At 65.3% G+C, this 13,754-nt stretch carries 11 protein-coding genes; 7 read left to right on the top strand and 4 right to left on the bottom strand.

Features of this window, described 5'->3' with window-relative positions:
* From gmd to AXK11_RS07670, 3 genes are all read right to left on the bottom strand, one after another.
* Complete coding sequence (gene gmd / locus AXK11_RS07680) at positions 1-999, bottom strand: GDP-mannose 4,6-dehydratase (RefSeq protein WP_068630936.1); 999 nt, start codon at positions 997-999, stop codon at positions 1-3.
* A gap of 74 nt (positions 1,000-1,073) precedes the next feature.
* A complete protein-coding gene (locus tag AXK11_RS07675) occupies positions 1,074-2,048 on the bottom strand; it encodes a GDP-mannose 4,6-dehydratase (protein WP_068630935.1) in 975 nt (324 codons plus the stop codon).
* Positions 2,049-2,148: 100 nt separating this feature from the next.
* A complete protein-coding gene (locus AXK11_RS07670) occupies positions 2,149-2,961 on the bottom strand; it encodes an ABC transporter permease (RefSeq protein ID WP_068630933.1) in 813 nt (270 codons plus the stop codon).
* A gap of 229 nt (positions 2,962-3,190) precedes the next feature.
* Between AXK11_RS07670 and AXK11_RS07665 the strand changes: the two genes are divergently transcribed.
* From AXK11_RS07665 to AXK11_RS07650, 4 genes are all read left to right on the top strand, one after another.
* Positions 3,191-4,546, top strand: a complete 1,356-nt coding sequence (locus AXK11_RS07665) for a TolC family protein (protein WP_156469260.1) — start codon at positions 3,191-3,193, stop codon at positions 4,544-4,546.
* A 13-nt stretch (positions 4,547-4,559) separates the two neighbouring features.
* On the top strand, positions 4,560-5,669 hold the full coding sequence (locus AXK11_RS07660) for an efflux RND transporter periplasmic adaptor subunit (RefSeq protein WP_068630929.1): 1,110 nt from the start codon (positions 4,560-4,562) through the stop codon (positions 5,667-5,669).
* A 122-nt stretch (positions 5,670-5,791) separates the two neighbouring features.
* Positions 5,792-7,036, top strand: coding sequence for an ABC transporter permease (locus tag AXK11_RS07655; protein WP_068630927.1), 1,245 nt, complete (start codon positions 5,792-5,794; stop codon positions 7,034-7,036).
* Positions 7,037-7,061: 25 nt separating this feature from the next.
* Positions 7,062-7,838 (top strand): ABC transporter ATP-binding protein, encoded by a 777-nt coding sequence (locus AXK11_RS07650; RefSeq protein ID WP_082781029.1) that lies wholly within the window; start codon positions 7,062-7,064, stop codon positions 7,836-7,838.
* Positions 7,839-7,902: 64 nt separating this feature from the next.
* On the opposite strand, the gene AXK11_RS07645 is transcribed toward AXK11_RS07650, so the two are convergent.
* Positions 7,903-9,204 (bottom strand): O-acetylhomoserine aminocarboxypropyltransferase/cysteine synthase family protein, encoded by a 1,302-nt coding sequence (locus tag AXK11_RS07645; RefSeq protein ID WP_068630925.1) that lies wholly within the window; start codon positions 9,202-9,204, stop codon positions 7,903-7,905.
* 293 nt (positions 9,205-9,497) lie between these two features.
* Here AXK11_RS07645 and ilvA point away from each other — a divergent pair, with 293 nt between their 5' ends.
* From ilvA to AXK11_RS07630, 3 genes are all read left to right on the top strand, one after another.
* Positions 9,498-11,006 (top strand): threonine ammonia-lyase, biosynthetic, encoded by a 1,509-nt coding sequence (ilvA, locus tag AXK11_RS07640; protein ID WP_068630923.1) that lies wholly within the window; start codon positions 9,498-9,500, stop codon positions 11,004-11,006.
* A gap of 424 nt (positions 11,007-11,430) precedes the next feature.
* Entirely contained in the window at positions 11,431-12,600 is a 1,170-nt protein-coding gene (gene galT / locus AXK11_RS07635) for a galactose-1-phosphate uridylyltransferase (RefSeq protein WP_082781028.1), read from the top strand.
* 139 nt (positions 12,601-12,739) lie between these two features.
* Entirely contained in the window at positions 12,740-13,753 is a 1,014-nt protein-coding gene (locus tag AXK11_RS07630) for an inositol monophosphatase family protein (protein WP_068630919.1), read from the top strand.
* Position 13,754 lies beyond the last annotated feature (1 nt).

Below are 13,754 nucleotides of genomic sequence, written 5' to 3'. Positions count from 1 at the left end.
TCAGCCTTGGCTGCGTGTCAGGGTGGCGAGGTCGGCGTCGACCATGAGGCGGGCGAGGCCGTGCATGCGGGTTTGCGGTTCCCAGCCGAGCTCGCGCCTGGCTTTCGAGTAGTCGCCGATGAGCAGGTCGACTTCGGCGGGGCGCAGGTAGCGGGAGTCGAACTTTACGTAGTCGCGCCAATCGAGGTCCGCATGTCCAAAGGCGGCTTCGAGGAAGTCCTCAATCGTGTGCGTCTCGTTGGTCGCCAGCACGTAGTCGTCGGGCTTGTCCTGCTGGAGCATCCGCCACATGCCCTCGACGTACTCCTTGGCGTAGCCCCAGTCGCGCTTGGCGTCGAGGCTGCCGAGGTAGAGCTCCTTCTGGAGGCCTTTCTTGATGCGGGCGGCGGCGAGCGAAATCTTGCGCGTGACGAAGCTTTCGCCGCGCCGCGGGGACTCGTGGTTAAAGAGGATGCCGCTGCATGCGAAGAGGCCGTAGGACTCGCGGTAGTTTACGGTCAGCCAGTGGGCGAAGACCTTGGCGCAGCCGTAGGGCGAGCGCGGGTAAAAGGGCGTGGTCTCGGTCTGCGGTACGGCCTGGACTTTGCCGAACATCTCGGAGGAGGAGGCCTGGTAGTAGCGCACTTTTTTGCCGATGCCGGACTCGATGATGGCTTCGAGGATGCGGCCTGCGCCGACTCCGGTGATGTCGCTGGTGTACTCGGGGATGTCGAAGCTTACGCGCACGTGGCTTTGCGCGGCGAGGTTGTAGATCTCGTCGGGCTGGAGCGAGTAGAGCAGCTTCACGAGCGAGACGCTGTCGGCCAAGTCGCCGTAGTGCAGGATGAGGCGCGGCGAGTCACCATGCTCAAAGGAGTGCAAGTGATCAATTCGCGCACGATTCAGCGTGCTGGCGCGCCGCACGAGTCCGTGGACTTCGTAGCCTTTTTCCAGGAGGAGTTCGGCAAGGTAGGAGCCGTCTTGGCCAGTGACTCCCGTAATGAGTGCTTTTTTGGGCATGTGCTTATTGAAGTAGGTAAAGTGGAGAGTCGGTGAGCGGCGAAGCGCCGCTGGGCCGGTGTGACCCGCGCACTTCAGGAAAGTTTGGCGAGTTCGCTATCGACCAGGCGGGCGACGATTTCGGCAAAGGGGACAGTGTTTTCCCAGCCCAGTGCGGTGTGCGCTTTGGCGGGGTTCCCGCATGAGGCGACGGGCTCAACCGTGGTGAGCAGTACTTCGTCGTGCCGCACGTAATCGCGCCAATCGAGCCCGACACGGGCAAAGGCGGCCTCGACGAAATCTTTGACCGAGTGGAGCTGGCCGGTGGCGAGGACGTAGTCGTCGACCGCCGGCTGTTGGAGCATCAGCCACATGCCGCGCACGTAGTCGGGGGCCCAGCCCCAGTCGCGGCGGCCCTCCAGACTGCCGAGGGGGAGCGAGTCTTGCAGCCCGCGCTTGATGTGGGCGACCGCGCGGGCGATTTTCATCGTGACAAAGCTGCCGCTGCGCCGCGGCGATTCGTGGTTGTAGAGAATCGCGGCACAGGTGGGCATCCCGTAGGCCGTGCGGTAGATGCGGGCCACCTGTTGCGAAAAGGCTTTGGCCGCGCCGTAGGGCGTCGTGGGCACCAGCGGGGTGAGCTCGTCTTGCGGCGAGTGGCTGGGCGAGCCGAAGACTTCGCTGGAGGAGGCGTAGAGAAACTTGGTGGGCTTGGGCAGGTCGCGCAGGATTTCGAGCAGGCGCAGCGTTGCCATGCCGATGCTATCGACCGTGCTTTCGGGTAGCTCCAGGCTGAGTCGCGGGCTGGATTGACCCGCGAGGTGGTAGAACTCATCGGGCTGCGCCTTGCTGATGATCCGGCGCAAGTGCGTAGCGTCCTCAAAGGCGCCGTTGTGGAGGAAGAGCCGCTTGCCGAGTAGCGCGTCATTGCGCGCCAAATGGCCGATGTTGCTGCGGGCCACGGTGTCGGGCCGGTGCACGAGCCCGTGCACTTCGTAGCCTTTCTCCAGCAGAAGCTCCGCAAGATAAGAGCCGTCCTGACCGGTGATTCCTGTAATAAAGGCGCGCATGAAATGAAAAAAGTAAAAGGTGGGTAGTGTGGAGTAGTTCCGAGTCGTACCGTCCCCCAGCCGCGGGGGATACGAATACGCAAAGTCGGCGCGCGGTTACTTACAATACGTCGGCAAATACCGGTTTTAGCTTACGGAATACGTAATTGCCGAAGACGCACAGCCCCAGGCCCCAAGCGTACAAGTAGGCGAGGTGGGCCATTGAGAGCGGCTGCTCCCAGAGGGCGGCGTTGCGTGCGAGGTCGATCGCCAGCAGTAGCGGGTTGAAGCGCAGCCAGGTCCATGCAGCGGGGTACTTGTGCGCGGTGAAAAATACGCCACTGGCCCAGAGCAGGACCATATTGATGAAGCCGATGATTTGGGAAATATCGCGAAAGAAGGTGCCCAGTGCGGAGAGCAGCCAGCCGAGCCCGAGCGCCATCAGGATGATTGGCAGCAGGATAACGGGCAGCCAGAGGAGCCCGAGATGCAGCCCGGGACCGAGCCAGAGGATGCCGATCAGGGTCAGGATCAGGCTGATGACGAGGTGCACCGCAGCGCTGCCGACATTGGCGGCGGGGAGGACTTCGAGCGGGAAGACCACTTTTTTAACAAAGTTCGGGTTTCCCAAAATAATGTTCGGTGCCGTCCCGAGCGTCTCCGAGATGAAGTGAAAGAGGGTCAGCCCCAGAAAAATCCCCAGCCCGTAGTCGATGCGCGATTCGCCTTCGATTACGCCAAAGCGGCCGCTGAAGATGTAGCCAAAGACCATTACGTAGAGCCCGAGCATGAGCAGCGGGTTGAGGAAGGACCAGACGAGGCCGAGGTAGCTGCCCCTGTGGCGCAGCTCCACATTGCGCAGGGTAAACTGCCAGAGCAGCTCGCGGTGTTGCCAGAGGTCGGCGATGAAGGGGGGGCGGAAAATACGGCGCATTAGTAGGGTGTACGTAGTACAGGGGGAGGAGCTGCTGTTGGCGAAGCGCCGCGCCGCCTGCGCTGTGCACGGTAGAACAACGAAGCGGCGACTACAGCCCGCGCCCGATCACTCTTGCAATTCCTAAGCTGCGCTTTCTGCCTCGCGGCTTTTCCCGCCTGTGACTCTGCCTGTGAGACCCTGCCTGGCCCATCTTTTCACTCTACTAGGTTTCGCCACCTCATCACTCGTGCCCTCTGCGTTGGCTCAGGGCTTGTCGGCTCAAGCGGGGCAGGCGGGGGCAGTCGTCTTCGCCCCTGCGCCCGTCCTCTCGCTTCCGGAGGACTATTTCCCGCAACTGCGCGAACTCCTCGCCGCTGCGCTGCGCGAGTCCCCGCGGATGCTCCTCGCGCGGCTCGACCTCGATGCCGCCGCGGGCGAGCGTACCCAGGCGCGCTCCGGGCTCTACCCCAGCGTGAGCAGTACCGTGCGAGGTGTGTTTACGAGCGACATCCGCCGCGACCTGCCGGGCAGCACTGAGGCGACCAAGACGTATTACGATGTGGGCCTCTCGCAGCCGGTTTTCCACTGGGGCGAAAAGCGCAACACCGCCCGAATCGGGGATATCCGCTCGGCGATTGCCGAGCGCGATTATGCGGAAGGCTACCGGCTGCTCGCCCGCGAAATCCGCCAAGGCTACCTCGACCTCATCGTGCTGAAATCCCGGCTCGCAGGCGCGCGCTTCATGCGCGGGCAGGCCGAGGAGGCACTAAAGGCAGCCGAGGCGCGCGCCAAGGTCGGCGCGATTGCGGAGGGCGAGCTCTTTGGCCCGCAGATTGCGCTTGAGCAGGCGACCTTGGGCGAGGGCTCTGCCGAGTTGGCGTTTATTACGGCGCGCGATCAACTTGAGGCACTCACGGGAAAACCCGCGCCGGCAGAAGCCGAGCTCCCCGATGAGCTTCCGAAAATCGAGACTTCAAATGCTGCGGCATCCGACGGCCTGCTCGCCGAGTTTCTTGCCGAGCCGGAGCCATCCACACCCGCGCTGGAAACGCTGCGCGAGCAGGTCGAGGTCGCCCAGCTCACTTACAAAAACCAGAAAACGCGCCTGCGCCCGAAGCTCAGTTTCGTACTCGGCGTGAGCCAGGACGAGCAGAGCTATACGCTGAATAACGCCCAGCGCTATGGCGTCACCTCGCGCTACGTGGGCCTGCAGGTGAGCTGGTCGATTTTCGACGGTTGGGCCACGCGCGGCGCGGTGCGCAGCTCGCTCGCGCGACTGCGGCAGGCGCAAGCCCGTTACGCTCAGGCTCGATCTACTGCCCCGCGCGCCGCCCAAGCCTCGGCCCGCGCCCTCGGGCTCGCCCAGCGGCAGATGCAGATCAACGACCGGCTCCTCGTCGCCAGTGCCGATGGGTTGCGGATCCACGAGGCGGATTTCGCAGCGGGCCGCACTGCCAGTGACGCTGTGGCGCAGGCGCGCGCGGGCTATTATCAAGCGCGTGCCAGTGCCAACGCCGCGCGCCTTAATTTCCTGATGGGGCAGGTTGATCTTGTTTCGCAGATCGACCGTGACCCGCTAATCGAGAACCTGCCTCGCCCTTAGCTCCCGAAAACTCATGGGTAAGAAAATCCTACTCGTCGCGCTGGTAGCGCTCCTCGCTCTCGGTGTCTGGATCTACTTCTCGCCGCCTGCGGCTGTGGTGGCAGAGGTGCGGGCCGGACGCGCGATCAAGGCCGTCCCGGGCAGCGTCACCGTGCAGGCGGAGTACGAGATGCAGATCCGCAGCGAGATGGGCGGGCGCATCTTGCGCAGCTCGCTCGAAAAGGGGCAGCACGTGAGCGAGGGCGATATCCTCTGCGAGCTCGATGCGGGTGACCTGCTCCTCAACATGGAGCGCACGCGCGCCGAGTACGAGACGGCGAAGCAGCGGCTCGCGGTGGGCTCGGCAGTCGAGCTCCAGCTCGCGACTTCTGCGGAAAACCTCGCCGAGTACGAGCGGCTGAACCGCGCGGGCCGCTACGCCGATGCGGAGCTCACCAAGCGCCGCCGCGAGCACGAGCAGGTGGAGCAGCGTGCGGCCCTCGAAAAGGTGAACAACGCGCAGACGCTTTCTTCCTACGAGACCACCCTGCGCCAGCAGCAGCGCCAGCTCGAAAAGATGACGCTGCGCGCGCCTTTCGACGGCGTCGTCTCGCAGATCTACGCGCGCCCGGGCGACTTGATCGGCGGCGGCGCCCCCATTGCCACGCTGATCTCCACGAGCCGCATCGTTGAGGCAAAGATCAGTGAGGAGGATTTTGCGGACATCCGCGTCGGCCAAAAAGTCTCGGTACGTTTCTTGCCTTACGGCAATGGGCTCTTCAACGGCACGGTGAGCAAGATCCTGCCGACGGCCGATCCGGCGACCCAGCGCTACGTCATCGAGCTGGCGGTCGAGATCGACGCCGCGCGGCTCGTGCCGGGAATCACGGGCGAGGTGACGGTTGTCGTCGGCGAGCGCGACGAGCAGACGCTGATCCCGCGGCGCGCGCTTTTCGGTAGCTCGGTCTACGTGGTGCGCGCCGGGCGGGTCGAGCTGCGCCGGGTGCAGGTCGGCTACGTGAGCTTGACGACTGTGGAAATCACCAAGGGCCTCAGCGCGGGCGAGCAGGTCATTGTCGATTCGCTTGACCAGTTCCGCGAGGGGCAGCGCGTGCGGGCCGCACCCGATGGCGCGCGCTCCTGATTATTTCCGCCCCCGACATCTCGTAAACTGCGCCCAGATTTCTCGCGTCCCTCGCGTCGATCGCACTCGCTGCCTCCACTACCTTTTCCGCTCATCCGCCGACTCCTCTTTCGCTACGTTCCATGTCGCCCAATCTGCGCATCGCCTACCGCTTCCTCACCGCGAAGAAGCGCGCCATGTTGATGAGCCTCTCGTGTATCGTGCTCGGCGTCGGGCTGTTTATCGTTACGCAGGCGACGACCAAGGGCTTCGAGGAGTTTTTCATCCGCACGATCTTGGGCACGCGCGGCGCGGTCGTGATCGAAGACCAGATCCAGGACACGCTGCGCAGCATGAGCGCGGGCGGGGCTGGCTCGGGCTTTGAGGTTAAACAAAAGGAAGGGCGCAAATACATCCAGGGCATCCGCGAACCGAAGCTGTTGCGCGAGGCGCTGGCACAGTTCCCGAGCGTGCTTGCCGTCTCCGAGGTCGTTACCGGCAACCTCACAATGAAGAGCATCTACCAGGATGCGACCGTGAAGCTCTACGGCATCAACCTCGAAGACCACATGCGCGTCTCCGAGCTGGGTAGCCAGATCGTGCGCGGTGACCTCAACGAGTTTCGCGCCAGCCCGCGCGGCGCGATCCTCGGCCTCGAAATGGCGCAGAGGCTCCAGCTCGACCTCGGCGATTCCTTCGTGCTGGAGACGGGCGGCCAGAGCCGCCGCTACCGCGTCACCGCGCTTTACGAAACCGGCGTCAGCGACATCGACCGCGTCGCGCTCTATCTCAACCTGACCGAAGCGCGCTCGCTGCTCGCCCGCCCCACGGGCGCGTCCTACCTGCAAGTCAACCTCGTCGATAAAGACCGCGCTCCGGCGGAGGCCGAGCACATGCGCGAGGTGCTCGGCCACAGCGCGAAATCGTGGCAAGAGCGCGAGCGCTCCTGGCTCCAGGCCTTTGCCGCGCTGAGCTACTCGTCGGCGATCACCGTCTCCGTCTTCACGCTCATCGCGGGGCTGGCCATGTTTAACACGCTGGCGATGCTCGTCATGGAGAAGACCAAGGAAATCGCGATCCTGCGCTCGATGGGCTACACCCGCGAAGACATCTCCCGGATCTTCCTGTGGCAGGCCGGGATCGTGCTGGCGATTGGCTGCCTGCTCGGGATGGGCTTTGGCGCGGGCGTCACCTACGCCGTCTCGAAAATTCCGATCTCGATCTCGGGGATTTTCAAGACGGAGACCTTCGTCGTCTCGTGGAACAAGTGGCACTACGTGGCGGCCAGCCTGACGGCGATTGTCATGGTGATGGTCGCCAGCCTCATCCCCGCGCGCCGCGCCGCCAAGCTTGAGCCCGGCGACGTGATCCGCGGCACCGCTCAGTAACGCACCACCGCCGCAAATGCCGACCATGCCTGCCGAAATTTCCAGCCCCTCCAGCCCCGCGATTTCTCCGGTCGCTCCCGCACAAGCGCCCGCAGTCGCCGCCAAACCGGCGGGCAGCGACGCCCCGCTCGCGCTGCGCTGTAGCGGCATCCACCGCTATCTCGGCCAGGGCGAAGGCCGCGTGCACGTGCTCAAGGGCGTGTCGTTCGAGGCGCAGCGCGGCCAGGTCTATGCGATTGTGGGGCCCAGCGGCTGCGGCAAGAGCACGCTGCTTTACCTGCTCGGGCTGCTCGACCGGCAGGACGCAGGCGAGATCGTCATCAACGGCCAGACCATGTCGCAGAGCAGCGACGCGGCGCGCACCGCAGCGCGCTGCGAGCACATCGGCTTCGTCTTCCAGTTTCACTTCCTCATGCCCGAGTTCAGCGCGCTGGATAACGTGATGATGCCCATGCGTAAACTCGGGCGGCTGAGCGTGCCCGAGATGGAGGCGCGCGCGCTGGAGCTGCTGGGCGAGGTGGGCCTGCGCGAGAAGGCGCAGCGACTCGGCACCCAGCTCTCGGGCGGCGAGCAGCAGCGCGTGGCAATCGCGCGCGCACTCGCCAACCAGCCCTCGATCATCCTTGCCGACGAGCCTACGGGAAACCTCGACGTGAAAAACTCGGGCATGGTCTTCGACCTGCTCACCCGCCTCGCCAAAAACAACGGCCAGGCCGTGATCCTCGTGACGCACAACCCCGAGATCGCCGAGGCCTGCGACGCCGTGCGCCCCATGCGCGACGGCCTCTTCGTCACACCATAGACGCCGAAGACTCCACTGCGCGTGGGGCAGCCCCGCGCGTAGCGGGAGTCTCGTTGGTAGCTTGTCAGGCCAGGGCGAGGGCTTGTTCGAGGTCGGTCTGGATGTCGGTGAAGTCTTCGGTGCCGAGCGAGAGGCGCACGTAGTCGGGCGGGGTGCCGGAGGCGAGTTGCTCTGCGGGGCTGAGCTGGCTGTGCGTGGTGCTGGCGGGGTGGATCGCGAGCGAGCGGGCGTCGCCGATATTGGCCACGTGGGAGAACAGTTTGAGCGATTCGATGAATTTGCGCCCTGCCTCGTAGCCGCCTTTGAGGCCGAAGCCGAGGAGCCCGCCGAAGCCACCGCTGAGGTACTTCCTGGCGGCGGCGTGGTTGGGGCTGTCTTTGAGGCCGGGGTAGTTTACCCAGGCGACCTTGTCGTGCGCGGCAAGCAGCTCGGCGGTCTTGAGCGCGTTTTCGCAGATGCGCGGCATGCGCAGGTGCAGGGTCTCGATGCCCTGGAGCGTGAGGAAGGCGTTGAAGGGCGAGAGGCAGGCGCCGATGTCGCGCAGGAGCTGCACGCGCATTTTGAAGATGTAGGCGACGTTGGTGCCACCGGTCGGCGGGAAGGCTTTAAACGCGTCCCAGTAAACGAGGCCGTGGTAGCTGGGGTCGGGCTGGGTGAAGCCGGGGAAGCGCCCGCCCGTGCTCCAGTCGAAGTTTCCGCAGTCGACGACCACGCCGCCGATGGAGGTGCCGTGACCGCCGAGGTACTTGGTGGTGGAGTGGATGACGATGTTGGCGCCCCACTCGGCGGGGCGGTTGAGGTAGGGGCTCAGCGCGGTGTTGTCGATGATGAGGGGGACGCCCGCTTCGCGCGCGATTTTCGCAACCTCCTCTATGGGGAAGATGTTGAGCGCGGGGTTGCCGAGGCCCTCGGCGTAGAAGGCCTTGGTGTTGGGGCGCAGCGCGCGGCGAAAGGCGTCGGGCTCGGCGGCGTCGACGAAGGAGATCTCGATCCCCAAGCGCGCGAGGGTGTAGTGAAAGAGGTTGTAGGTGCCGCCGTAGAGTTGGGCGACGGAGACGATGTGGTCGCCCGCGCCTGCGATGTTGAGGATGGCGTTGGTGATGGCGGCCTGGCCGGAGCTGTGGGCGAGGGCGCCCGTGCCGCCTTCGAGTGCGGCGATGCGCTGCTCAAGCACATCGGTAGTGGGGTTCATCATCCGCGTGTAGATGTTGCCCAGCTCCTTTAGCCCGAAGAGGCTGGCGGCGTGCTCGGTGTCGCGAAACACGTAGCTGGTGGTTTGGTAGATGGGGACGGCGCGCGAGCCGGTGGTGGGGTCGGCCTGCTGTCCAGCGTGCAGGGCCTTGGTTCCGAGTCCTTGGAGTTGCATAATGGCTGGCGACTATCGGGGCGGTGGCCCCGAGCGCAAGGGGGCTTCGCAGGCATAGTCGCTTTTATCGGGTTGCCGCGCCTTTTGTCGGGCGGGGCGCCGCTGCCGCACATCGCCCGTTGGCCCGTCGTGGCTGCGTGCGCATCCCGGTTGGGCGGCCCGCGTGTGTGCGCTCCAAGTGCGTCTTATAATGGGGCGAATGGCGCGGAAAAATCCCCTTTGGCATCGACAGCGTTTGGGGGGCTTGGGAGAAATGCACCCCTCCAGAGGGGGTATCCTCCGGGACTGTTTCGATGACTGACTATTTACAAAAAATACTGACGGCGCGGGTTTACGATGTGGCCCGGCAGACGCCTTTGGAAAAGGCGGCGCAGCTTTCGGCGCGCCTGAACAATACCTTGCTGCTCAAGCGTGAGGACATGCAGAGCGTGTTCTCGTTTAAGCTGCGCGGGGCGTACAACAAGATGGCACACCTGTCGGAGGAGGCACTCGCGCGCGGCGTGGTCTGCGCCTCGGCGGGGAACCATGCGCAGGGCGTGGCACTGGCGGCCAAGCGGCTGGGCGCGCGCGCGGTGATCGTGATGCCGCTGACGACACCGCAGGTGAAGGTGCAGGCAGTGCGCTCGCGCGGCAGCGAGGTGGTGCTCTTTGGCGATTCGTTTGACGAGGCCGATGCGCACGCGCGCGCCCTGGAGAAGCGGCAGGGGCTGACTTTTGTGCATCCGTTTGACGATCCGGAGGTGATCGCCGGGCAGGGAACGATCGGCCTGGAGATCCTGCACCAGCATCAGGGGCCGCTGGATGCGGTGTTTGTGGCGGTGGGCGGCGGCGGGCTGGTGGCGGGGATCGCGGCGTGCCTGAAGCGCGTGCGCCCCGAGGTAAAGGTGATCGGCGTGGAGCCGGCAGACTCGGCCGCGCTGGCGCGCTCGCTGGAGGTGGGGCGGCGGGTGCGGCTGGAGCATGCGGGGCTGTTTGCCGACGGGGTCTCGGTGAAGCAGATCGGCGAGGAGACGTTTCGGCTGTGCCGCCGGCACGTGGACGAGGTGATCCTCGTGGAAAACGACGACATCTGCGCGGCAACCAAGGACGTGTTTGAGGACACGCGCGCGGTGCTGGAGCCCGCGGGCGCGCTCGCGGTGGCCGGAGCAAAGGCGTATGTGGAGCGCGAGCGCCTGCGCGGGAATACGCTCGTGGCGGTGGCGAGCGGGGCGAACCTGAACTTCGACCGACTGCGCTACATCGCCGAGCGCGCGGAGATCGGCGAGCACCGCGAGGCGGTGTTTGCGGTCACGATCCCCGAGGGGCCGGGCAACCTGAAGCGCTTTTGCAAACTGGTGGGCAAGCGCAGCGTGACCGAGTTTAACTACCGGATCGCCGACGAAAAGGAGGCGCACATCTACGCGGGAATCCGCGTGGGCGGGCGCGAGGAGAGCGAGAAGATCGCGGCGTACTTCGAGCGGCACGGCTTTTGCACGCTCGACCTCACGAACGACGAGATGGCCAAGACACACATCCGCCACCTGGTCGGCGGGCACTCGCCGCTCGCACACGACGAGGTGCTCTACCGCTTCGAGTTTCCCGAGCGGCCCGGGGCACTGATGGGATTCCTCACGGCGATGTCGCCCAACTGGAACATCAGCCTCTTCCACTACCGCAACCACGGCGCAGACTACGGGCGCGTGCTCGCTGGCCTGCAAGTCCCCGCCAAAGACAAACCCGCATTGCGGCGTTTTCTGGAAAAACTCGGCTACCGCTACTGGGACGAAACCGAAAACCCCGCCTACAAACTCTTCCTGCGGTAGCCGCGTGGTTCGCCAGATGAAACAGTCGAAGACTCCCCTGCGCGGGGGGCGGTGGCGTGGCGCCACGTGCCGTTTAATTTGGGAATCGGCTCCGTCGCTAAGCGACGAAGCGCGATTCCCGAATTTAAAGGCCTCTCCCTGTTGCGAAGCAACAGGGGGGAGGCATCAAATGCGAATGAAGCGGGAACCCATTTGGGCGCGGCGAAAAAGTTGACGGGTTAAATCTCCGACCCGACCGGAGGTCGGGAGTCCCTTACTGTGCGGTTTGCTGGGCGGGCGGAACGCCCGCCCAGCAAACCGCACAGTAAATGGGAGCAGGCACTGCCTGCCGCCCCACGCGCAGTGGGATCGAGGTCTGTGTTGGCGCCACGACTGATCGTGGCTTGACCTTGCGCCCGCTACGCTGTTGCCGCAACGGCTCCGAATGAACGCTTCACCCGCTCCCGCTGCCCCGCCTGTTTCCGAGCCCCCATCCCCTGCTCCGCGCTCCCCTGCGCCCGAGCCCGCCGATAAAACGGCAGCGGCGGTGGCGCCGCCCGCGAGTCCTCTTTGGGAGCAGCGCTGGCACCCGCTGCGCGAAGAGTGGGTGCTCTACACGGCGCACCGCGGTGGGCGCCCGTGGATCGGCGACACGCATAAGCCTGCCGATGCGGATGCACGCCCGCCGAGCTACGACCCGACCTGCGCGCTGTGCCCGGGAAACCTGCGGCTGGAGGGACGGCGCAACCCCGACTACACGGGCGTGTACTGTTTTACCAACGACCTGCCCTGTTTCGGTGGTGGCGTGCCCAGCGCGGGCGATGCGTTTTACCAGACTAGGCAGGCCACCGGCACGGCGGAGGTCGTCTGCTACAGCCCCGATCACGGGAAGACCTTTGTCGATCTGCGCGACGACGAGTGCGCGGCGGTGGTCGCGCTCTGGGCCGAGCGCTACCGCGAGCTGGGCGCGCGCGCGGACGTCGATCACGTGCTGATTTTTGAGAACAAAGGCGCGCTCGTCGGCACTTCCAACCCGCACCCGCACTGCCAGATTTACGCGGGCAACATGATTTACGGTCACACCGTGCGCGAGGTGGAGAGCAGCCGCCGTTTTTATGCAAAAACGGGCGGCGGCTTTATCGGCCAGGAGATCTTGTGGCGCGAGCTCGCGGGCCCGCGCGTGATCGGGCAAAACGCGCACTTCGTGGCCTGCGTGCCGTGGTTTGCGCGCTACGCGTACGAGGTGTTTATCCTGCCGCGGCGGCAGCTCGCCTCGCTGGCCGAACTGAGCGCGGACGAGCAGCGCGCGCTCGGGCTCATGATCCGCGAGGTCACCACCCGCTACGATAATCTCTGGCAGATGCCGATGCCGTATGTGATGGCGATCCACCAGGCGCCGACGGACGGCGGCGACTACGCGGCCTATCCGTTTCACATCGAGTTTCACCCGCCGCTGCGAAAACCCGACACGCTCAAGTATCTGGCGGGCCCCGAGGTCGGCGGTGGCTCGATGACCAACGAGTCTGACCCCGATGCCAAGGCCGCCGAGCTGCGCGCCGTCTCAGGCACGCGGCACTATCGGCTCGCGCGCGAGACCGCTTCGGCCTCCGCTTGAGGAGAAACGCGTGCGCGCGCGCGCCGAGGGGTGCACGCACGCGTGGCTTGTTCCCTGCCTGCGGGCACCTCACACTTTTTCTCGCACTGCCGCTTTCCCCCCCACTCCCCAAAAACGGTTCCTCTACCTCACCCACATTTTGAGCACGACAACGACGCCCAACCTCGACACCGCGCGCAAGCTACTCTGCGCCCTGCAAGACCACATCCGCGACACGCTCGTCGCCGCCCGCGCCAAGCGCGGTGCGACCTTTGCGCGGATCGCCGCAGTCACCGCAGCCGATACGATCTACGAAGTCGACAAGATCACCGAGGACGCGATCTTCGAGTGGTTCGAGGCGCACTGGCCGCGCAAGTGGCCCGTGCAACTGGTCATGGAGGGAATCGAGGACAGCGAGGTCGTGACTTTCCCGCGCGGGCTGCGCGCCGGGCAGACGCTGTTCAGGTGCATCCTCGACCCGATCGACGGCACGCGAAACCTGATGTACGACAAGCGCAGCGCGTGGGCGATCGCCGGCCTCGCGCCGCAGCGCGGCAGTAAAAACACGCTCGGCGACATCGTCGTCGCGGCGATGACCGAGCTGTCGACCAGCAAGATGTGGCGCAGCGACCAGCTCAGCGCCGTGCGCGGAAAGGGCGTGGTGGCGCGCGCCTTTGACCTGCGCGAGCGGCGCTGGTCGCGGCTGAGCCCGCGGCCTTCGCGCGCGACGGATTTCGAGCATGGCTTTGCCTCGATCTCGCGTTTTTTCCCCGAGGGTAAAGGGCTGCTCGGCACGATTGAGGAGGCGCTGTGGCGCGAGCTCGGCATCTTGGGCAAGAACGGCGGGCAGCTCGTTTTTGATGATCAGTACATCTGCTCCGGCGGCCAGATGTATGAGCTGCTGATCGGGCACGACCGGATGCTCGGTGACCTGCGCCCGCTCGTTTACGCCAAGCTCGGGCTCGGCAGTGCGACGCTGTGCTGCCACCCCTACGACGTGTGCGCGGCACTGATTCTGGAGGAGGCGGGCGGCGTGGTGGAGACGCCCGAGGGCCGGCCGCTGCGCGCGCCGCTCGACACCACGACTCCGATTGCGTGGATGGGCTACGCCAACCCCACGCTCGCGCGGAAAGTGCGCCCCATCCTCAAGCGCCTGATCAAGGAGTATTGCTGAA

It is taken from the genome of Cephaloticoccus primus (genome assembly GCF_001580015.1).
Taxonomy (GTDB): Bacteria; Verrucomicrobiota; Verrucomicrobiia; order Opitutales; family Opitutaceae; genus Cephaloticoccus; species Cephaloticoccus primus.
This window is presented reverse-complemented; position numbering and strand designations above follow the sequence as displayed.

Coding starts and splice junctions, on each gene's coding strand:
- AXK11_RS07670 (WP_068630933.1), bottom strand. CDS start 2,961: ATGCGCCGTATTTTCCGCCCCCCCTTCATCGCCGACCTCTGGCAACAC.
- AXK11_RS07660 (WP_068630929.1), top strand. CDS start 4,560: ATGGGTAAGAAAATCCTACTCGTCGCGCTGGTAGCGCTCCTCGCTCTC.
- AXK11_RS07675 (WP_068630935.1), bottom strand. CDS start 2,048: ATGCGCGCCTTTATTACAGGAATCACCGGTCAGGACGGCTCTTATCTT.
- AXK11_RS07645 (WP_068630925.1), bottom strand. CDS start 9,204: ATGCAACTCCAAGGACTCGGAACCAAGGCCCTGCACGCTGGACAGCAG.
- galT (WP_082781028.1), top strand. CDS start 11,431: ATGAACGCTTCACCCGCTCCCGCTGCCCCGCCTGTTTCCGAGCCCCCA.
- ilvA (WP_068630923.1), top strand. CDS start 9,498: ATGACTGACTATTTACAAAAAATACTGACGGCGCGGGTTTACGATGTG.
- gmd (WP_068630936.1), bottom strand. CDS start 999: ATGCCCAAAAAAGCACTCATTACGGGAGTCACTGGCCAAGACGGCTCC.
- AXK11_RS07655 (WP_068630927.1), top strand. CDS start 5,792: ATGTCGCCCAATCTGCGCATCGCCTACCGCTTCCTCACCGCGAAGAAG.
- AXK11_RS07650 (WP_082781029.1), top strand. CDS start 7,062: ATGCCTGCCGAAATTTCCAGCCCCTCCAGCCCCGCGATTTCTCCGGTC.